Source organism: Clostridium estertheticum (assembly GCF_011065935.2).
Taxonomy (GTDB): domain Bacteria; phylum Bacillota; class Clostridia; order Clostridiales; family Clostridiaceae; genus Clostridium_AD; species Clostridium_AD estertheticum_A.
On sequence record NZ_JAAMNH020000001.1, the window covers coordinates 849,924 to 871,785 of the forward strand.

Here is a 21,862-nt window from a genome sequence, read left to right on the forward strand (position 1 = left end):
CACCGACGATTTCACTTAGAAGATATAAAATAGAAAGGGTGATAGAAATGAATAACAAATATTCTTCAACAAGTATGGTGATGATTAAATCTCCTCTTAACAAAGTATGGGATGCTTTAATAAATCCGGAATTAGTAAAACAGTACTTTTTCGGTACAAATTTAGTTACTACATGGGAAGTTGGTTCTCCCATATTATTTAGAGGGCAGTGGGAAGGAGCAACCTACGAAGATAAAGGAGTGGTGCTCTCATTTATTACAATGGAATCTTTATCATATAGTTATTGGAGTAGTTTTAGCGGTATTTCTGATATTGCTGAGTTGTACCAAATAATAAAGTTTTCTGTAGAAGCGGTTAGCGAAGGGGTGAATGTTACAATATTTCAGTCAAATGTAGATACACAGGAGAGAGCCGAACAATCGGGACAGAACTGGAAAATGGTGCTTAATAGTTTAAAGGAATTGTTGGAAAATAATTAAAGGTGACATACTTATTATTATCAAGCATAAAGGATTTTTGGATTTTTTAAAAAAAGATGCCACTTGCATGTGGCATCTCAGGTTGTTTACAAACCCAGTATAATTTTTTATTATACTGGGTTTTTTACGTGCAATTATGCGATAGCATTTTGAGATATGTACAAATTAGAAATAACTACTAAATTTTTAGTTAAAAAATCAAAAAACATGGAAGATAGTAGTTTAGCTATCTTCTTCATGTTTTGCACTGCTGCTGTAAGCAGACACTGCTCTTGCACATTTTCTAATCCACGCATATGGCAATAGCGAAGCCCGTGCAGCTGTTTTGAATCTGCAAAGCTTCGCTCTATAGTCTCTTTTCTTCTTTTATATATTTTTTTACCTTTATCAGTTTTGGTAAACTTTACTACATCTTCTTTATACGTTTCCCAAACATGCCTTCTAATAGTTTTAAACTTACTTTTATCAGAAAAACATTGAGCCCTATTTGGGCATTGCTCGCAGTCTTTTGCATTTCCAACATATTCTTTATATCCATCTCTTGTTGTAGTTTTATAATGCAAAGCCCTTAAGTCAGGGCATACGTATATATCTTGCTCTTTAACATATTGAAATTTATTCTTTGTGTACATTCCTTTTGTATGTGGAGACCTACGGTATCCCATTACGGATTTTAGTTCTCTCTCAAATAGTTCTTTGCATATAAGATTTGTAGCATACCCAGCATCAGCACCAACATATTTTGTACTAAAATTGAATTTTTTTATTTGCACATCCAATCTATCGATATAAGGGTCAACATCATTTATGTTTCCAGGGGTAACATATACATCAGTAATTATATTATATTTGCTATCAACAGTTCTGTGATCTAAATATGAGAAGCCTTCCGGCTTACCATCTCTCATCATATATCCACTATTGGGGTCAGTTGTACTAACTTTAATTTCTTTCATTTCTGGAACAACTTCTTTTTCCTTTAAAGGTTTTTTACCATGGTTTATTCTATCTTCTTCTACTGCTTTATTGAGTTCAGCTACATATTCTTTTGGTGTTTTTTCAACTTCAATTTTAACAAGCTTTCGCTTATTAGCATTTGCCTTTAGGTGTGTAGAATCTGTGTAAAGTATTTTTCCGGTTACCATATTAAGATTTATAGCTTTAAACACTATTTCGTCAAATATATTTTGAAACACATCTGTCCCTTTAAAACGTCTACGCCTATTTTGACTAATTGTTGAGTGATCTGGAATAGTATCGGTAAGGTTTAATCCTAAAAACCATCTATAGGCAACATTCACTTCAACTTCCTTTACAAGTTGCCTTTCAGATCTTATTCCAAATAAGTACCCAATGAACAACATCTTAAAAAGTAAAATTGGGTCTATACCAGGTCTCCCATTATCTAGGCAGTAATATTTATGAGTCAATTCTTTTATAAAAGAGAAATCCACGTATTTATCTATATTTCTTAAAACATGGTCTTTAGGAACTAAATTCTCTAAATAAACCATTTCAAGTTTTTGCTGTGTGAAGTTTTTTTCATTAATCATAATTCAGACCTCCGAATAAAGTTTGTATACTATATATATTCGACATTCATGGTCCAAAATCCTTTTTGCCTATAAAAAAATATCCCAATTAAAAATTGGGATATTTAACATTTTATGTTTGTCAACAGTCTGAGATGCCACTTGCATGTGGCATCTTATTTCTAATTAATTTTAGCATCAAATGCACCAGTTATATTCGTATATACACGGATTATTTCTATCTTTAAAATATCTGGTACAGATTTTATATTCGGAAATTCTAATGTTAAAACACCATATTTTTTACCTGTTAAGAGATCCTTCTCCTCATACCAGGACACCATATTTATTAAATAGCTATTGCCGTTGCTATCATATACATTTCCATTTACTTCTAGTGGTCTACTGTAGTCTTTATTGTTTAACATTTTTTCATCAGATATCTTTATTCCCAGTTGAAAAGCATAGGCTTTTTTTTCGTCATTAACTAAATTTCTCTTACCATATAAATAATCAAAATGTAAGCTTGAATCATTTATGATTTTCTTATTCTTTAAATCCACTTCAATGTATTGCTTGTCTTTTGGCATAATATAGATTCCATCACACTTTAGTTGTAAGTGTTTTTTTTTAGCAGTTAAACTTATGATTTCTAGTAATGGAATAATTATATACTATAATTTTATATTTTTACTTCTTTATACCTATTAGACCATAAAAAATGTAAGAGTGTTTTTTGTTTTTAAGATTTATTTTATAATCTTATATTTTAAAATAAATAAGTTTTAGGAGACCGCACAGAGCAAATAAGAGTAGGAATTATAAATTATGTTATTAACTATAAAGGAACAAAATCAATTTCCTAAATTATGGACACGTTTACAGTGTTGCTACCATTGAATTTTATATCTTTTACTTTATTTTTTAATTTTAGAGTGCCACATAATTTGATAAAAAACAAAGAGGAATTTAGAGAAGAGGAAAAAAAAAATGTCTCTTTCATAATGTATATAAAAGAGGTATTATTATACTTGCGTTGTTATTTGTAGTAGCTATATTTGGTGCATTATCGCATTGATGGTTCGCTCAATTTATATAAAATACCAATATCATATATCTAGTGGAGACAAGTCCGAAAATACTGAAGATTAGAACACAAAATGAAATGCAGACTTAAAATGGGAACGTACTAAGTCTGTATTTTATTGTGATTAGAAGGGGTGGGCATTACGGAAAATGAATTAGAAAAGTCAATAATAAGGCCAATAAAAAAGCACAAGAAAATTGTTATGGGTATTATAGTTTCTATTTGCACTTTACTTGTTATTTATTTTGGAGGGGCAATTTATTTCATGAATCATTTTTATTTTGGTTCAGAAATAAATGGCATTAATGTTTCAGGTGAAATTGTGGATAATGTAAATAAAAAAATGGCATCTGAAATTCAAACATATAAGTTAAATATAAAAGAACGAGGCGGTAAAAATGAGCAAATCAGTGGTAATGAAGTTGGGTTAAAGTATAAGTCAGATGGACAATTTAAGGGCTTTAAAGATAGACAAAATCCCTATAAATGGATTTCATCAGTTTTTAATAAAAAAGATTTTAAAATGATAGATGAGGTTAAATATGATAAGAATCTATTGAAGGAAAGGGTGGACAAGCTCTCTTGTTTTGATAGCAGTAGTGTAATTGAGCCTAAAAATCCTAGTTTTAAGTATACAGATAATGGTTATGTGATTGTAAGTGAAGTTGCTGGAAACAAGGTTAATAAAGACATTTTATACGAACATGTGTCAGATGCAGTAATGAAGGGGGAAACTACAATTGATTTGGAGTCAATCAATTGCTATGTTAAACCAAAATATACTTCAAAATCTCAAAAAATCGTCGACACTAGGAACATGCTTAACCAATATGTATCCTCAAAAATTACCTATACTTTTGGAGACAATAAAGAATTTTTAGATAGTTCTACAATAAATAAGTGGCTTACCGTTGATGAGAATATTAAAGTCACATTAGACGAAAAAGAAGTTGAAAATTATATAGATGTACTTGCAAGCAAATATAATACAATTGGTAAGAGAAGAAATTTTGTATCATCATCAGGAAAGGCTATGAATATTGACACTGGTGATTATGGCTGGTCCATTAATAGAGTTAAAGAAACTCAAGCTTTAATTTCGATCATAAAAGAAGGGAAAACTATAGCAAAAGAACCAGCATATACTCAAACTGCCTTATATCATGGCAACAATGATATGGGGAATACCTATGTAGAAATAGATCTGACAATACAGCACTTATGGTTTTATAAAAATGGTTTGCTGATAGTACAAGGGGACATTGTCACAGGTACTGAGGGGTCGGAGAATGCAACACCAGAAGGCATTTATAAGTTGAAATATAAAGAAAAAAATGCAATCCTTAAAGGTCAAGGTTACGCTTCTCCTGTTAACTTTTGGATGCCCTTTAATGGAGGGATAGGAATTCATGATGCAAGCTGGAGAGATAAGTTTGGAGGAAAGCTATATATGACAGGAGGGTCACATGGTTGTATAAATTCACCATACGATTTAGCAAAAGCAATATTTGATAATATTGACGCAGGTACTCCAGTTGTTTGTTATAATGAGCAAGGAGTTTTGGTGAGTAAGTAGGTACACAATAAATTAAAGTAATGGAGAGATGAAAGTTGAAAAACAAAAGATTTTTTATTTTGATTGTATTATTTCTAGTATTTTCTATGAGTTCAAATATTTTCGCTGCGGGTATAGATGGTACTACTAATTTATCATCAATATATGGGGAAGCAGCCATCACTGTAGATGTTGCAACTGGGGAAATAATTTATGCAAAAAATGTAGATAAGCAAATGTACCCAGCAAGTACAACAAAGCTAATGACTGCACTATTGCTGGCTGAGAACCTGGGAAAAAATGATGAATTAAAATATACGCAAAGTGCAAAATCTCAGCCCGCGGATTCATTAAATGTTAATTTTCATCCAATCGAGCTTTACGAAACCATGTCAGCTGTGGACGTAATGGATGGACTGTTACTGTATTCAGCAAATGATATGGCCTATATGATTGCAGACAATGTTTCAGGAAATTCTACAAGCTTTATGAAAATGATGAATGACAAGGCGGCAAAATTGCACATGACAGGTACTCATTTTGTAACTTCTAATGGGCTTCATAGTCCAGATCATTATACTACGTCTTATGATATGAGTATATTGGCGAGAACCTCATTTTTAAATCCATGGGTAAAAGAGTCAATGAATAAAAAGCAAAATACTATATCAACATCAAAAGGTACAACATTTGTTATTGAAAATAGTAACAAACTTCTTGGAACCGATGGTTGTATTGGTGGGAAAACAGGGTATACTTCAAAAGCTGGGAGATGTCTTGTAGCTTTTTATGAAAGAAAAGGAAGACAAATTATGGGAGTTGTTATGGGATCAGTCAAAGATGCCAATGACACTTATGTTTTCAATGATATGAAAAAAATAATTGACTATAGCTATAATTTACAACCCACAATACTACATGCAAAAAATGACATTATAAAAACTGAAACATTAAAATACAAACCGCTTGGCTCCTTTGGACCAGAGAAAACTGTTAGTGTACCACTTGTAGCTAAAGAAGACATTAGCTATTTCAACAACGAAGCAAACAAAAAAGATTTGCAGGAAAATATAAACTTAACCAGTATTGACCCTACTAGTCTTAAAGGGGATAAGAGCATTGGAACCTTGTCACTAACTGAAAAAGGGAAAGTCAAAACTTACAAGCTTTATTCAATGGCTTCGAAAGGAACTTTAATAAAAAATACTATAATTATTTATCTTATGATTGCTGGAATATTTATTTTATTTTTAATAGGAATAGCAGTTATAATAAGGGCCGTTAATTTAAGTAAAACGAAAAAAAGGAAATTTAAAAGGAATTAAAATTGACACAAACAATTTTTAACCAGATAAAAGAGATAAAAGGGAATTCACTTATGAATTCCCTTTTATTATAGAAATATATTTAATTTGGTACAGAAGAAGGCTTTGCCTTTGGTGTCTCTTTCAATTTCGAGTATACTACTATTAGAATTAGTATGATGTATATAAAAAAATTATTGTTAGAATTAAATAATTACAGTATTACTTAAAAAAACGTATACATTGTTAAATTATTATGATAAAATAATAAAAAGATTGCAATTTTCTGAACATTAAAGTGCTGTGTTTGCACTATCTAGCGCAGAAATTACTGATTCAGAAGTATATAATTAATTGTATGTGAAATCAGAGAGTTAATTATATAAATAAAATATTTCAGGAGGGATTTCCAATGATAAAACAAAGACTTGATAAGGTTCTAAAGATTATGAGTGAAGAGAAAATACCGCAAATGATAGTTTCTGATCCATCAGCAATATTTTATCTTACAGGAAAATGGATTTTTCCAGGAGAGAGAATGCTTGCATTGTATATTAATTTAAATGGAAACAACAAATTAATTATTAATGAGTTATTTCCTATAAGTGAAGATTTAGGTTTGGAAAAGATATGGTATAACGATACTCAAAGTCCAGTGAAAATTCTTGCAGACAACATAGATAAAGAAAGCCCAATGGGTATAGATAAAAACTGGCCAGCACATTTCTTAATAAAATTAATGCAATTAAAGGGTGGAAGCTCATTTGTCAATGGATCTGAAATTCTTGACAAAGTAAGAATGTGTAAGGATGAAAATGAAAAAGAATTAATGAGAGCAGCCTCAAAATTAAATGATAGTGCTATGGGCGAAATGATAAAACTTGTGCCTGATAAGCATTCAGAAACAAAAATGGGAAAATTACTTGGTGAGTTATGGGATAAAATGGGAACTGAAGGTCATTCCTTTGATCCGATTATAGGATATGGTGCAAATGCAGCAGACCCTCATCATGTAATGGACAAATCAACAGTAAAGCCAGGAGATAGTGTAGTTATTGATATCGGCTGTAAAAAGGATTCATACTGCTCAGATATGACTAGAACTGTATTCTACAAAAGTGTATCAGACCACAGCAGAGAAGTTTACGAAATTGTTAAAGAAGCAAACAGAAGAGGAATTGAGAAAGTTAAAGCAGGAGTTAGATTTTGCGATATAGACGCAGCAGCTAGAGACTATATAACGGAAAAAGGCTACGGAAAATACTTCACTCATAGACTGGGACATTCAATAGGTATTGAGGTTCATGATTTCGGTGATGTTTCATCTGTTAATACAGATGAAGTTCAGGTTGGACAAATATTCTCCATAGAACCAGGTATTTACTTGCCAGGAGACGTAGGAGTTCGTATAGAAGATTTGGTAATAGTAACAAAAGATGGTTGTGAAGTATTAAATCATTATACAAAGGATTTAATTATTGTAGAATAGAATATTGGGAATTAGATCTATGTATAATATATACACTTTTATCGAACACACGGAGCAGTAACTTACATGTGAATTTTATGAAGGGAAGGGAAAGTAATGAGTGAAAGTGTAAAAGAAAGAATTTCAAAACTGAGAGCATTTATGGAGGAAAAGGGAATAGATACCTATGTTGTTCCATCCGCAGACAATCATCAAAGCGAGTATGTAGGAGAATACTTTAAGGCAAGATCCTATGTAACCGGTTTTACGGGCTCTGCCGGAACGGCGGTCATTACAAAAGACAAAGCGGGTCTTTGGACGGATGGAAGGTATTTTCTTCAGGCCGAGCATCAGCTTGAAGGCAGTGGAATTAAGCTCTTCAAGATGGGAAACCCTGGAGTCCCTACTGTATTGGAATACATAAAAGCTGAGATGACTAATAATGGAAAACTCGGATTTGATGGACGTCTCATGGCGATGCAAGAAGGGGAAGATTTTGCTTTGGCACTTGCCCATAAGAATGCTACCATTGAGTATGCTTACGATCTCGTAGGTAAGGTATGGGAAGACCGTCCTAAGATAGCAAATGAACCTGTTTTTCTTCTTGAGGAAAAGTATTCCGGCGAAAGCAGATTGTCCAAGCTGTCTAGGATAAGAGGCACAATGAAAGATGTAGGAGCAAACTACCATATCATCACAACCTTGGATGATATCGCATGGCTTCTCAACATCCGAGGAAATGATGTTATGTATTCACCGCTGGTGCTATGTTATGCGGTTGTTAGCATGGAAAAGGTAGACCTGTTCATTAAAGAAAGTAGGCTTAATGTAAATGTCAGGGAAGCTTTAGTCAAGGATGGTGTGGAGTTAAGGCCTTACAACGACATTTATGAATTTGTCAAGGGCTTTAAGGCTGAAGATGTTGTGCTGATTGACCCGGACAGGATTAATTATGCGTTGTATAAGAACATTCCAGTTCAGACAAAAAAAATCGAAGCAGATAATCCTAGCATCCTGTTCAAGGCAATAAAAAACCCTGTGGAGCTAGCCAATATTGAAAAAGCCCACATTAAAGACGGTGTTGCCATTACGAAACTCATGTATTGGTTGAAAACAAATATCTCAAAAACAACAATCACAGAAATTAGTGCGTCAGAAAAACTGGAAGAGCTTAGAAAACAGCAAGAGGGTTACTTGTGGCAAAGCTTCGCACCAATTTGCGCTTTCAAGGAACATGCAGCCATGATGCACTATTCGGCTACACCTGAAACAGATGTGGAACTTGCAGAGGGACACTTATTATTAATGGATACCGGCGGAAACTACTTTGAAGGCACAACAGATATCACTAGAACATTCGCCCTTGGCGAAGTGAGCAAAGAACTTAAAAAGCACTTCACGGCCGTGGCTAGAGGTATGATGAATTTGGCCCGTGCTAGATTCCTTTACGGATGCAAAGGCTATAACTTGGATATATTGGCTAGAGAACCAATGTGGAGTCTTGACCTGGATTATAAATGCGGAACTGGTCATGGTGTCGGCTATTTGCTGAATATTCATGAAGGACCAAGCGGTTTCAGATGGTCTATCGTACCATCAAAGCATGAAACTAATACCTTGGAAGAAGGCATGGTCATAACCGATGAACCTGGAATTTATATTGATGGATCCCATGGCATCCGGATAGAGAATGAGCTCATTGTAAGAAAAGGCGTTGAAAACGAATCTGGTCAATTCATGCACTTTGATGCTGTAACTTATGCTCCAATCGATTTGGATGCTATAGCTGCAGAAGACCTTAACCGTGATGAGAAACTGTATTTAAACAGTTATCATAAGCTTGTGTACGAGAAATTAGCCCAGTACCTGAGTATTGAAGAGAGAGAGTGGCTAAAATTGTATACAAGAGAAGTTTAAACAAAAGAAAAAATTAGTTTAGGGGGGGAAATTATGAGTGAAATTGTAGTTAAAAACAAAAGACCTTTTGGTTTTTACATTTGTTGTGTCGCGTTCATGTTCGAAAGGATGGCTTATTATTCTGCGAAGTATCTGATTTTTGTTTTTGTTATGGCTACGGTGGTAACAGGCGGATTAGGTCTTACAAAGTTTGAAGCTGCACTTATTCAATCAAATCTTGTTGCGTTTACCTATCTTGCACCTATTATTGGCGGATATCTTTCTGATAGGCATATTGGTGCTAGATACTGTGTTCCGGTTGGACTAATTTTGATGGCCGGCGGGTATATAGTGGGTGGATCTGCAACTAGTGCCGTAACCATGAATGTGATGGTGGCACTTGTAGCCATCGGTACAGGTCTATTTAAAGGTAACGTTTCTGCAATCAGCGGCGCTTTGTTTGAAGACGAAAGTCAGCTGGATTCAGCATTTTCAGTTCAGTACTCATTCGTCAATATCGGAGCGTTTATCGGAACAACGGCGGTTGGTATTCTTATAGCCACAACTTTTGCCCATGGTGGCGTTCAGGGCTTCAGACCTGCGTTCCAATTGTGCGGTCTCATTTGTGCAATTGATGCTGTGTGGTTCCTGTTCGGTATGAAATTCCTTGGAGAAGTAGGCAAAAAACCCTTCAAAGAAGGCAAGCACATGGAAAAGAAAGCTGTAACTGAAAATAAGCCATTAACAAGGGTGGAAAAAAGAAAGGTCTTTGCTATTGTCTTGGTATCTATATTCTCAGTTGTATTCTGGGTGTTCTGGTACCTGACTTACCTAGCTGTTTATGATTACGGCGGTCAGTTTGTTAACATGAATGTAGGCGGATTCGCAGTGCCACTTTCATGGTTCGACTCCTTGAACTCATTTGTATGTATTGCTATGGGACCAATTTTAGGTATACTGTGGTTCAAGCTGTCCAAGAGGCCTAAAGGCGATCTGAGCTTGTTTAAAAAATTGGCTCTGGGTCTTAGTTTACTTGGGATGTCATTTTTAATGCTTGTAGGTGCAGAAATTTCAAGAGGCACATCCAAGGCAAGCATAGTTTGGATTATTGCATTCGGTGTGCTCCTCAGTATGGGTGAAATGCTGTTCTCACCACTTGGTAACTCCTTTGTTACTAAATATGCACCGAACAAGATTTACTCGGTACTTATGGGTGTTTGGATTTTAGCTTCCTTTATCGCAGGTAAATCCTATGGCTACCTGTATGAGTTTGCTTCAAAATTCCCGATTATACAGTCCTATGTTGTCATCCCGATCATTCTGTTCGTATGCGCAGTATTGCTGTTTATCTTTGACAAAAAGCTTGTAAAACTGCTGGAAGATGAAGAACCAGCAAAAAAGGTTAATATACCAGCATAATAGGTTTATTTTCTAAAAGAAAAAGATGGCTGCTGTCTTGCACAGTAGTCATCTTTTTTCTGTATTTTTGCGCAGTAACCATTTATATGGTGAAATAAACTTAAATTATGTTTACGATTTGTTTTGCCACCACGGGACATTTATGAGTGAAGCAAATTTGCTAATGGGTTCAAAAAAGTAGTTGATAACAATTATCAAAAGATATATGATCAACATATAAATAATTAAAGAGGTGATTGTATGGAAATTGAAGAGGTAATGTTGTATTTAGAGGAGCATGGGAGCGAACAAACCCGTCGTATTTATGGGAACCATGGTATACCAGATCCTAAATATGGAGTTAAAGTTGTAGATCTTAAAAAACTTCAAAAGATCATAAAAAAAGATTATAATTTATCACTGCTACTGTTTGATACAGGTAATTATGATGCCATGTACTTAGCAGGGCTTATTGCTGACGAGACGAAAATGACACTAAAGGACCTTAATCATTGGGTAGTCAATAGTCAATGTGAAAGTATAGCATGTACCACAGTTGCTTGGATTACTTCAGAAAGTTCTTTTGGTGTCCAGTTGGCTAGAGAATGGATACAGTCAGATATTGAGACAATTGCAGCAGCAGGGTGGTCAACCTATGGTAGCATTTTAGCCACACTGCCTAATGAAGTCATAGATATGGATGAGATAAGGCAGTATCTTGATCATATAGCAAAGGTTATTCATGATGAACGTGAAGGAGTTCAGTATCAAATGAACTTATTTGTTATTGCAGCTGGTGGTTATGTGCCAGGTTTATCAAAAGAAGCTAAGGAACTAGGAGACAAAATAGGGAAGGTGACTGTGGCTATGGGTAACACTGCTTGTAAAGTACCTATGATTAGACATTACATTGAAAAGATGGAATCTCGTGGCGTTAAGAAAAGGAAACAAGCACGTTGTTGAATACTTTCAATAAGCGAAGGAAATAAGTTATAAAATTGTAGAAGCCTAAGATAGAGTAAAATCTATCTTAGGCTATTTTACTAGACTCTTTTATAAAAAAAATATCAAATATTAATTAATAATGAATATTGACAAGTAGTTTAATTCAGTATACAATAAAAATACGAATATCATGTAAAAATTTATAAATATAGGAAAAATATTATAAATGGAGGAAAAATATTATACATGGAGGGAAAATATGAATAAAAAAATTATAGGTTCGTTTCTTGGTGTATTAATGGTATTGGGATTAACATCTATCCCAGCTTTTGCTTCAATGCCTAATGGTACTGTTATAATGGGCAATAAAGCATTCGACTTAAATTACGCTAATAATACAGCAAATATTAAAGAAATCAGTAATGCAATAGCTGCAGGCGGAGAATTATATGTTAAGGATTTTAGTGGAAAGTGGATTAACAATGTAAGTGGACAAACAGTAGATGCAAATGTAATACCAGCTGTAGTTTATAAGAATTCAGTTGGAGTAATTAACTATGACGCAGCAGATATAGATCAAGTGGCTATATTAGCAGCACTGGGAGACTCTATTACTAATGGAATGAGCGCAACGAAGGGTAATGGGTATGTTGATCTTTTCTATAATAACTCAAAATCAATTCAGGGAAATGAAGGGATTAAGCTTATTAACCTTGGTATACCAGGAGAAAAAAGTAGAGATCTTTTAAGCAATCTACAGAATGATGCAGCTACCAAAGATGCTGTAAGCAAAGCTAAGATGATAACAATAAGTGTTGGAGGGAATAATCTTTTAGCACCTGTCATCAATGCAGTTGCAACTTCATTCAATCTTGCCACAACTTCACCTACATTTGCTAGTGATCTAAAATTGGCTTTAGCGAGTCCGAATAATCAGCAGACGTTGAATCTCACATTGAGTAAACTACCATCTGCATTAGCGTCAGGTGTGCAACAATTTGGTACGGATTGGGTAGGTATAATCGGAGCAATAAAGACTTTGGCTCCCAAGGCAGATATTTATGTAACAACATTATATAACCCCTTAAATCAGCTAGATCCCCTTTATATTGTATTTGATCCAGCAATACAAGGAATAAATAAAATAATAAAAACACCAAATGCAGGTTATAAAGTGGCAGATGTATACACAGCATTTCATGATTACAAGGGTACAGAACCTTTGATAAATTTTAGTTTATTCACAGGAAATCTGGATCCTCATCCGACAACAAAGGGTCATGAAGTTATATACCAGAGTCATGTTAGTGCTAAGGAAATAGTAGTTGCAAAATAACCGCCAAAAGATAGGCAGTTAAATAATGAGAAGTCTCCATTAGAGATTTCTCATTTTTGAATTTTAAAATAGTAGCAGGCAAGAGTCGCTTTATGTTTTAGCCCTAACGTCTCTAATTTGAGTACATACCTAAAAAATATTTAAAGGGCACCATGTGAAGAGGGTATAATAAATTGATAGAAGTAAACACTAAAAGTGACTGACTAGTGTTTGTATAGAAAGTAGATAACTAAAAATATCATAGAATTGCATGATTTTTGATTTATGTAAAATAAAAAGATAGTATATAAAAAGATATAAGAAGAAAAGGAGATACGATGACAGAGAGAAAAGTAATAATAGAAACAGGATGGAACTTAGACAACAGTTATGCCCGTCTACCGAAATCATTTTTCACCATAATCAAACCAAACCCAGTACGCTCACCAAAGTTGATCATTCTCAATTATACCTTGGCAACATCCCTGGGTTTGAATGTCCAGGCGTTGCAAAGCAATGATGGCATAGCGGTGCTTGCTGGCAAGCAGATTCCCAAAGGAGCCTTACCTCTTGCCCAGGCTTACGCAGGGCATCAATTCGGGCATTTTACGATGCTTGGGGACGGCAGGGCTATGCTTATTGGTGAACAGATTACGCCTTTAGGTGAAAGATTTGATATTCAGCTTAAGGGTTCAGGTAAAACTCCATACTCTCGTGGGGGCGATGGTCGAGCAGCTCTTGGACCGATGCTTCGTGAATACATCATAAGCGAAGCAATGTATGCGCTTGGTATTAACACCACCCGCAGCCTAGCGGTGGTGACAACCGGTGAGTCAGTAATCCGCGAAACCGAGCAACTTGGTGCAATTATGACTCGTGTGGCTACCAGTCATCTGAGAGTCGGCACCTTTCAATACGTTTCAAAATGGTGCACTGCTGAGGAGCTACGGGACCTAGCTGATTACACATTGCAAAGACATTTTCCAGACGTTGTAGCTGATGAGAACCAATATATTTTCCTTCTTCGGGAAGTTATTAAGCGTCAGGCCGCTCTGATTGCCAAATGGCAACTGGTTGGCTTTATTCACGGGGTGATGAACACGGACAACATGGCCATTAGTGGAGAAACCATTGATTATGGTCCTTGTGCCTTCATGGATGCCTATGACCCGGCAACGGTATTCAGTTCCATTGACATTCAAGGCCGCTACGCATATGGCAATCAGCCCCATATTGCAGAGTGGAATCTAGCGCGATTTGCTGAAACCCTATTGCCGTTGCTACATGTTAATCAGGAGCAGGCTGTCAAACTGGCCCAAGAAGCGATTTCAGATTTTTCTGAGTTGTATCACCTCAATTGGCTCACGGGAATGAGAGCAAAACTGGGAATATTTAATGAGGAGTTGCAGGATGAAGCCCTTATTGAAGGCCTCCTCAGTTTGATGCAGAAGTATCATGCGGACTATACCAATACCTTCCGCTCACTAACTTTTGATACACGGTGGGATACAGACTTATTTGGCACCACGGAATTTGCTCAGTGGCATGAACTGTGGCAGGCGAGACTAGGCAGACAGAAAGAACCGAAAACCGCCTCGCATCAGTTGATGCGGAGTTCAAATCCAGCGATAATCCCTCGTAACCACCTGGTTGAAGCTGCACTAGAAGCCGCAGTGAAACAAGGAGACTACAGCGTGATGGAGCGTCTTCTAGTTGTTCTTTCAAGTCCCTATGCGCACTCTCCAGAACAGAGTAATTACTCCACACTGCCTGCTTTATCAACCCGCCCTTACCGAACCTTTTGCGGTACTTAATTTAGAAGCATTAGACCAGCTAACTGATGTCGAAAGAAACTTTAAAATAAATGTTTACAGAAAAGGGCAGGTAAGTTGGCCCTTTTTATTTATCTTTCAATTTATGAATAAGTTAACTTGAACCCGTTGCTTGATAGAATTCTAATGGTCACTGATTAACTTTAAGTGAAAACTGCTAGTGATAAAAGCTACCATCATTGTTTTTCTAGCAAATTATTGGTATAATTTTATTTATAAAAAAGTCGACCACATAAGCGAAGTATACTTAAATTTGAGCATATTACAACGTGACTTCGAAAAGCTAGAAACAATTGATAGGAGTGATACCATGAGAAACATAATAGAAGTTCGGGATTTTGTAAAGAAATATGATAAATTTACAGCAGTGGACAATGTGACCTTTGAGGTAGAAGAAGGAAGTATTTTTGCATTTTTAGGGCCAAATGGAGCAGGTAAAAGCACAACCATCAATACACTGTGTACCATATTCGATAAGACCTCAGGAACCCTGAACATTGACGGAAAAGATGTTTCCCGAGAAAAGGACGCCGTTAGAAGTGTTATTGGGGTTGTTTTTCAGGAACCCACATTGGATAATAAAATGACCGTTCTTGAAAATTTAATTATGCATTGCCATTTTTATGCTATCCCCAAAAGTGAAGCCACTGAGCGTATCCAATTCGTTTTAAATTTAGTGGATATGCTGGACTGGAAAAAAGCAATGGTAAGCAGTCTGTCAGGCGGGATGAAACGGCGTGTTGAAATAGCCAGAGCACTGCTACATTACCCAAAAGTATTGTTTTTAGATGAACCAACCACAGGTCTTGACCCTCAAACAAGGGCTCACATGTGGGAATATATTGTAAAGTTGCAAAAGGAGAAGAATATAACCATTTTTCTAACAACACATTACATGGAGGAGGCCGAGATTTGCAGCAAAGTTGCAATTATGGATGCCGGTAAAATTGTTGCAATAGACACTCCTTATCATTTGAAACAGCAATATACAAAGGATAAAGCAAATATTACAACTCTAGACGAGCAAGGCCTGGAGGTACTGCTAGACACGGCAGGTTTTGTTTACAAGAAAAAAACCGGTTATTATTCAATTGAAGTTAATAATTTACCAAAACTTATGGACATAATAAGTAAGCACAAAGCTGCTATAACAGATTTGGAAATTAATAAAGGCACATTGAATGATGTATTCTTAGAAATTACCGGAAAAGATATAAGAAAGTGAGGAATTTATGGATATTATAATAGCTTTATGGTTTAGAAACATTAAAATTTTCGCTCGCAATCGTGTTCAACTTATTTTCACGATTATCATGCCATTCTTCTTTTTATTTGTGTTTAGTTCGGTATTTAAAAATCAAAATATTGAAAATCCAGTAAACTATATGTTAGCTGGTATTGTTATAACCACCGTATTCCAGACCTCCCTTACCGTTGCCACAAGCACAATAGAAGATATTGTGTCGGGATTTATGAAGGAAGTGCTAGTAAGCCCAGTTAAACGAATCCAGATAGCCGCAGGTCAGCTATTATCAGCAGCAACAATAGCAACAATGCAAGGGATTATTATTTTATTCATTGGTTATTTTATAGGTCTTAAATTCACCTCCTGGATAACACCATTTGCGGTAATCGGCGTGATGATTGTGGTTGGACTAGTATTTTCGGGGCTAGGATTATACATAGCGACTCTGGTTAAGAATTCACAAACATTTCAAGTTGTAATAACGGCGATTACAATGCCACTTACATTTCTTTGTGGCGCATATATCCCGCTTTCAATGTTACCAAAAATATTGCAATATATTGCTTATCTCAATCCCATGACATATACAACAGCGTTTTTTAGAACCATCATACTGGAAAAGACATCTTTAACAACTAATCAATTAGTTGCGGAACAGCTTGCTTTTAAAATAGGAGATTTTGTAATTACTCCTCCTATCAGTATGGCCATTGTAATTATTTTTGGACTCATATTTTTATTATTATCAACTTATGTCTTCTCAAGGGTGGATTTTTCAAGAATTAATCGCTCAAAAAGTAAAGAAGGAGATATATTTAGTTAATATTAGTAATGAGTATTAGCTTAGGTGATATTTGGGTTAAGGGAGAAATCTCTTAACCCTTTAAAATAGCAACTGTTAAAGATGCTAATAAAGTTTTGAAAACTACAATTATTAAAAATGCAGAAGCAGTTAAGGTAGAATTAAAAAGAATTGAAGATAGTAAGATAGTATTAGATCCAACAGTAAAAACTGAAGCTGATTCAGTTTTGTTAGCTGTAAAAGATGCAACCACTAAGAAAGCTTGTGTAAAACCAGTAGTTACACCAGTGGTACCAGTAGAGAAAACTTACTTAGAAAAATTAAATGAAAGATTAGACAATGTGTTTCAACATTATACAGAAAAAAATACACAGTTAACTACTTTAGGAACTAGACTTTTAAGTCTTTTAAATGCTTTAACACTTATAAAATAGAATACTTGTAAAAAATAAAAGGCTTGAATTCAATTCAAGACCTTTATTTTTTAATTTGAAAGTAGTATAAATACAAGAGTTCCAATATATTATCTGAATGTTTATATGAGAGCTGTGCTAATATTGGTACAGTCCTTTTTCTTTCAAAAATAATATAGTTTAAATAATATTGAAAAAAATTGAAGGAAACGTGTGGGTTATATCGAATTACTTAGTTTATTGATATATACTGTAACAGTAGATTTATTGATTTTTATGAGAATCGAAAGCTTAAATTAGAGGAGAAGTTTATGAAAAAAAACGCTAAAACTGCAATAATTGACTCATTTAAACAATTATTAAACAAGAAATCTATAGATAAGATTACTGTGAAGGAAATTTGTGAACATTGCGATGTAAATAGGCAGACTTTTTATAATCACTTTACTGATATCATGAACGTTTTTAAATTCATATTTTTTGAGGAATTATCATTAGAAATTGCACAAAACAGAACATTTGAAACCTGGGGCGGCGGGTTCCTGGCTACAATGAATTATCTGAAGAAAAATTCGAAAATGATTCTGCATGTATACAACTCTTCTTATTGGTATGAGTTTAATACATACTTTACAAATCTTTCTACAAGATTACTAGAGGATGTGGTTGATGAGTGTGTTGAAAAAACGGCAGTAAAATTAAAGGATAAAGATCATGATTTCATTGTTAATTTTTATAGACATGTGTTTAATGGGTTGATTATAGATTGGGTAAGTGAAGGAATGGAAGAACAACCGGAAACTATCCTTAAAAAGCTTTTGATCATGATAACAGGAAGTATTCCCCGCTCAGTGGCTGCATTTATAAAAGAAGAAATAAAAGAATAATTAATTTTGATAAATGAAAGTGTCTAAAATAGACACTTTCATTTTTTTGTCTATTGAATAGGGTTTGACAAAAATTATACAATAGATATATAAAATACTAATGTATTTATAAAGGGGGTAATAATATGTTTGTTTTCAACTACGCAGAGGGGGCATCAGCATTAAGTGTATGGGGTGTTTGGATAATTGTTTTTATAGCACTCTTTGCTTTTAATGAAGTAGCTCGTAGATTTAAATATGTTGGACTTTTCAGTTTTGTTATTTTACCACTAGCGCTTTCAATATTATGGTTTACAGTACTCAGGGATACAACTTATACAGACTGGTTCCATTTAGCAAAGGTGTATTCTTCTACAGCTGGATGTATAGGTTTTTGGTGCATCAGGCATGTTAAATGGAAGAATAAAAGAACAGGTAAAGAGTGGAGATTATCTGATAAAAAATGGGCATTATGTTTCCCAGCACTTATCCTTGCTATCAATATTATGGAGGCAGTAACCCGTGATTTTCAGGTTGGTATTCAATATGCTGGTGGAGGGACTTTAGCAGATGAAGCCATGTATGTACTTGGCGGTTCCTGGAATTTCATAAATGGTATAGCAGGCATACTGAATATAATAACTATAACCGGATGGCTTGGAATTTGCATAAGAAAACACACTACTAAAGATGGAAGCAAAGATATGCTATGGCCTGATATGTTATGGTTTTGGATTATAGCCTATGATCTATGGAATTTTGCTTATACCTATAACTGCCTTCCAGGTCATGCATGGTATTGCGGTTTTGCACTGCTACTAGCGCCAACCCTTTGTGCATTTACTGTGGGAAAAGGAGCATGGCTGCAACATCGTGCACAGACACTTGCCATATGGTGTATGTTTGCACAGACATTCCCATTATTTATTGATAAGGGTGCCTTTGCGGTGTCATCATCTTACAATGAACTAGCACTATTTGCATTTAGTTTCGCAGCATTAGTTGCAAATATAGCAGTATTTGGTTACATGATTTACAAAGTAGTTAAGACAAAGAGAAATCCTTATCTTGGCGAGCTTTATACAGATTTAAAGGAGTATAAGGAAATCAAAGTACTTGCAGAATAATAAGCATAGCAAAACTTTAAAATTATGAGGTGTTTTGGACACAATGGCTTTTTTGTATATTGTTATCCTCAGAATAAGTTTTTATAATATAGTTATTAAGTAAAAGACTAGGAGGTATGTTCAATGTATTATAGCAATGGAAATTATGAAGCATTTGCTCGACCTTTAAAACCCGCTGATGTGGATAAGAAATCTGCATATCTGGTTGGTGCTGGTTTGGCATCATTGTCAGCTGCGTGTTTTTTGGTACGGGATGGTCAGATGAAGGGTGAACACATTCATATTCTGGAAGAACTTAATCTCCCAGGAGGAGCTTGCGATGGCATTAACGATAGTCAAAAAGGGTTTATTATCCGTGGTGGGCGTGAAATGGAAAACCACTTTGAATGCTTGTGGGATTTGTTCCGTTCTATTCCTTCTATTGAGACAGATGACGTTTCCGTTTTAGATGAGTTTTATTGGCTGAACAAGAAAGACCCGAATTATTCTTTGATGAGAGTAACTGAAAGCAGAGGTGAGGATGCTCATACCGATGGAAAGTTTGGTCTGAGTGAAAAAGCTTCAAAGGAACTTGTGAAGCTTTTTATGACTCGAGATGAAGATTTGTACGATAAGAAGATTTCTGATGTATTTACAGATGAAGTTCTTAAATCTAACTTCTGGCTCTACTGGAGAACAATGTTTGCCTTCAGAGATTGGCACAGCGCATTGGAAATGAAACTCTACCTTCAGAGATTTATTCATCATATCGGCGGCCTTCCAGACTTATCTGCTTTGAAGTTTACTAAATACAATCAGTATGAGTCATTAATTCTACCAATGGTAAAATATCTTGAAGGTCATGGTGTTCATTTCCAATATGATACCATGGTAAAAAATGTTGTTTTTGATATTAAAAATGGCAAAAAGCTTGCGAGGGAAATTGTTTGTAACCATGGCGGAAAGGAAGAATCCATTGAACTTACTAAAGATGATTTGGTATTTATCACTAATGGAAGCTGTACAGAAAATTCTTCACTGGGTGACGATAACCATGCACCCGAGTTTAACAGCTCTACAGGAGGATGTTGGGAGCTTTGGAGAAATATCGCAAAGCAAGATACAGCCTTCGGTAAACCTGATAAATTCTGCACGAGTACTAAAGAAACAAACTGGGAATCTTCTACAATTACCACACTTGATGATAGAATTCCTAAATATATAGAGAAAATTTGCAAACGTGATCCATTTAGCGGAAAGGTGGTTTCCGGTGGTATCATTACGGTGAAAGACTCAAATTGGCTTATGAGTTATACTTTGAATAGACAGCCTCATTTCAAAGAACAACCAAAAGACCAGATTGTGGTTTGGGTATACGGTCTATTCTCAGAGATTCCAGGAAATTATATTAAAAAGCCAATGAGGGAATGTACCGGAGTGGAAATTACAGAAGAATGGCTTTATCATATGGGTGTGCCTGAATCTGAGATTCACGATATGGCTACAAAATCTGCTCATAGCATACCTTGTATGATGCCATATATTACTGCATTCTTTATGCCAAGAAGAGAAGGGGACAGACCTAAGGTTGTACCTGTTGGAAGCCAGAACTTTGCTTTCCTTGGTCAGTTCGCCGATACAACACGAGATACCGTGTTTACAACGGAATATTCAGTGAGAACAGCTATGGAGGCAGTTTACACATTGCTAGACATAGATCGTGGTGTGCCAGAGGTATTTGGTTCATGTTATGATATCCGAGTACTTTTGGATTCTACAGTAAAGATGATGGACGGCAATAAGCCTGGCGATACAAAACTGCCATTTATCTTGAACTTTGTTAAAAAGAAAGGCTTAAAGAAGATATCAGGAACAGTCATTGAAGATGTATTGAAACGGTATAATATAATCTAACTATGATTAATGGAGGTGAATGATATGGACAAATATAAGGTTCTTGAGATAAAAAAAAGTGTTTTCGAAGACAATGACAGGCAAGCGGATTTGCTTAGGAGTGAATTGAAAAAAGATAAGACCTTTTTACTCAATTTAATGTCATCACCAGGTTCAGGTAAAACAACAACGGTTTTAAGAACAATAGAAGCTTTGAGTGATGAAATGAGCATTGGAGTATTAGAAGCCGATATTGACTCAGATGTGGATGCTTATACTGTTGCGCAGACTGGTACAAAAGTAATCCAATTGCACACCGGTGGCATGTGTCATCTGGATGCAGATATGACCAAGCAAGGTCTATCAGGACTTGGCACAGAAGGAATTGATTTCGTAATTTTAGAGAATGTAGGAAATTTAGTATGCCCAGCAGAATTTGACACTGGAGCAGTAAAAAATGCCATGATTTTAAGTGTACCAGAGGGAGATGACAAACCCTTAAAATACCCTTTAATGTTTTCTATTGTTGATGTTTTATTAATTAACAAGATGGATTCAATAGGCTTTTTTGATTTTGATTTAGAGGCAGTGAAAGAGCGTGTAAAAAAATTGAATCCAAATATTAAGGTCATTCCAATCACGGCTAAAACTGGAGAAGGAATTGATGAGTGGGCTGAATGGATACGTACCGAAGTGAAAAATTGGAAGACCAATTAGAGTACCCA

Annotated in this window: 18 protein-coding genes; 16 read left to right on the plus strand and 2 right to left on the minus strand. The window is 35.2% G+C overall.

The window, feature by feature from the left end; translation table 11 throughout:
• Positions 1-47 precede the first annotated feature (47 nt).
• The gene (locus tag G9F72_RS03915; protein WP_164958536.1) at positions 48-479 is read left to right on the plus strand and encodes an SRPBCC domain-containing protein; all 432 of its coding nucleotides are present in this window, start codon (positions 48-50) and stop codon (positions 477-479) included.
• 134 nt (positions 480-613) lie between these two features.
• On the opposite strand, the gene G9F72_RS03920 is transcribed toward G9F72_RS03915, so the two are convergent.
• Both G9F72_RS03920 and G9F72_RS03925 read right to left on the minus strand, forming a co-directional pair.
• Complete coding sequence (locus G9F72_RS03920) at positions 614-2,032, minus strand: IS1182 family transposase (protein ID WP_164958535.1); 1,419 nt, start codon at positions 2,030-2,032, stop codon at positions 614-616.
• A gap of 161 nt (positions 2,033-2,193) precedes the next feature.
• Positions 2,194-2,601 carry a hypothetical protein gene (locus tag G9F72_RS03925; protein ID WP_164958534.1) on the minus strand — a complete coding sequence of 136 codons (408 nt, stop codon included), beginning with the start codon at positions 2,599-2,601 and terminating at the stop codon, positions 2,194-2,196.
• 762 nt (positions 2,602-3,363) lie between these two features.
• Here G9F72_RS03925 and G9F72_RS03930 point away from each other — a divergent pair.
• The 15 genes from G9F72_RS03930 (at position 3,364) to hypB (ending at position 21,854) form a co-directional block, all read left to right on the plus strand.
• Complete coding sequence (locus G9F72_RS03930) at positions 3,364-4,674, plus strand: peptidoglycan binding domain-containing protein (RefSeq protein WP_411955927.1); 1,311 nt, start codon at positions 3,364-3,366, stop codon at positions 4,672-4,674.
• A gap of 35 nt (positions 4,675-4,709) precedes the next feature.
• Complete coding sequence (locus G9F72_RS03935; protein WP_224675947.1) at positions 4,710-5,978, plus strand: D-alanyl-D-alanine carboxypeptidase family protein; 1,269 nt, start codon at positions 4,710-4,712, stop codon at positions 5,976-5,978.
• Between the two features lie 391 nt (positions 5,979-6,369).
• Positions 6,370-7,446, plus strand: coding sequence for a M24 family metallopeptidase (locus G9F72_RS03940; protein WP_164958533.1), 1,077 nt, complete (start codon positions 6,370-6,372; stop codon positions 7,444-7,446).
• A gap of 96 nt (positions 7,447-7,542) precedes the next feature.
• Positions 7,543-9,342, plus strand: a complete 1,800-nt coding sequence (locus tag G9F72_RS03945) for an aminopeptidase P family protein (protein ID WP_164958532.1) — start codon at positions 7,543-7,545, stop codon at positions 9,340-9,342.
• 33 nt (positions 9,343-9,375) lie between these two features.
• Positions 9,376-10,740 (plus strand): peptide MFS transporter, encoded by a 1,365-nt coding sequence (locus G9F72_RS03950; RefSeq protein WP_224675948.1) that lies wholly within the window; start codon positions 9,376-9,378, stop codon positions 10,738-10,740.
• Positions 10,741-10,980: 240 nt separating this feature from the next.
• Positions 10,981-11,682 carry a DNA alkylation repair protein gene (locus G9F72_RS03955; RefSeq protein WP_202054875.1) on the plus strand — a complete coding sequence of 234 codons (702 nt, stop codon included), beginning with the start codon at positions 10,981-10,983 and terminating at the stop codon, positions 11,680-11,682.
• Between the two features lie 241 nt (positions 11,683-11,923).
• The gene (locus tag G9F72_RS03960) at positions 11,924-13,000 is read left to right on the plus strand and encodes an SGNH/GDSL hydrolase family protein (protein WP_164958531.1); all 1,077 of its coding nucleotides are present in this window, start codon (positions 11,924-11,926) and stop codon (positions 12,998-13,000) included.
• Between the two features lie 317 nt (positions 13,001-13,317).
• Complete coding sequence (locus G9F72_RS03965) at positions 13,318-14,793, plus strand: protein adenylyltransferase SelO (protein ID WP_164958530.1); 1,476 nt, start codon at positions 13,318-13,320, stop codon at positions 14,791-14,793.
• A 328-nt stretch (positions 14,794-15,121) separates the two neighbouring features.
• On the plus strand, positions 15,122-16,036 hold the full coding sequence (locus tag G9F72_RS03970) for an ATP-binding cassette domain-containing protein (RefSeq protein WP_164958529.1): 915 nt from the start codon (positions 15,122-15,124) through the stop codon (positions 16,034-16,036).
• 7 nt (positions 16,037-16,043) lie between these two features.
• Positions 16,044-16,880, plus strand: coding sequence for an ABC transporter permease (locus G9F72_RS03975; protein WP_164958528.1), 837 nt, complete (start codon positions 16,044-16,046; stop codon positions 16,878-16,880).
• Positions 16,881-16,975: 95 nt separating this feature from the next.
• A complete protein-coding gene (locus G9F72_RS03980) occupies positions 16,976-17,293 on the plus strand; it encodes a hypothetical protein (RefSeq protein ID WP_164958527.1) in 318 nt (105 codons plus the stop codon).
• Between the two features lie 290 nt (positions 17,294-17,583).
• Positions 17,584-18,159, plus strand: a complete 576-nt coding sequence (locus G9F72_RS03985) for a TetR/AcrR family transcriptional regulator (RefSeq protein WP_164958526.1) — start codon at positions 17,584-17,586, stop codon at positions 18,157-18,159.
• Positions 18,160-18,284: 125 nt separating this feature from the next.
• Entirely contained in the window at positions 18,285-19,265 is a 981-nt protein-coding gene (locus tag G9F72_RS03990) for a DUF5692 family protein (protein WP_164958525.1), read from the plus strand.
• Between the two features lie 123 nt (positions 19,266-19,388).
• Positions 19,389-21,158, plus strand: a complete 1,770-nt coding sequence (locus tag G9F72_RS03995) for an oleate hydratase (RefSeq protein ID WP_164958524.1) — start codon at positions 19,389-19,391, stop codon at positions 21,156-21,158.
• Positions 21,159-21,182: 24 nt separating this feature from the next.
• On the plus strand, positions 21,183-21,854 hold the full coding sequence (gene hypB, locus G9F72_RS04000) for a hydrogenase nickel incorporation protein HypB (protein WP_164958523.1): 672 nt from the start codon (positions 21,183-21,185) through the stop codon (positions 21,852-21,854).
• The last annotated feature ends 8 nt before the right edge of the window (positions 21,855-21,862 follow it).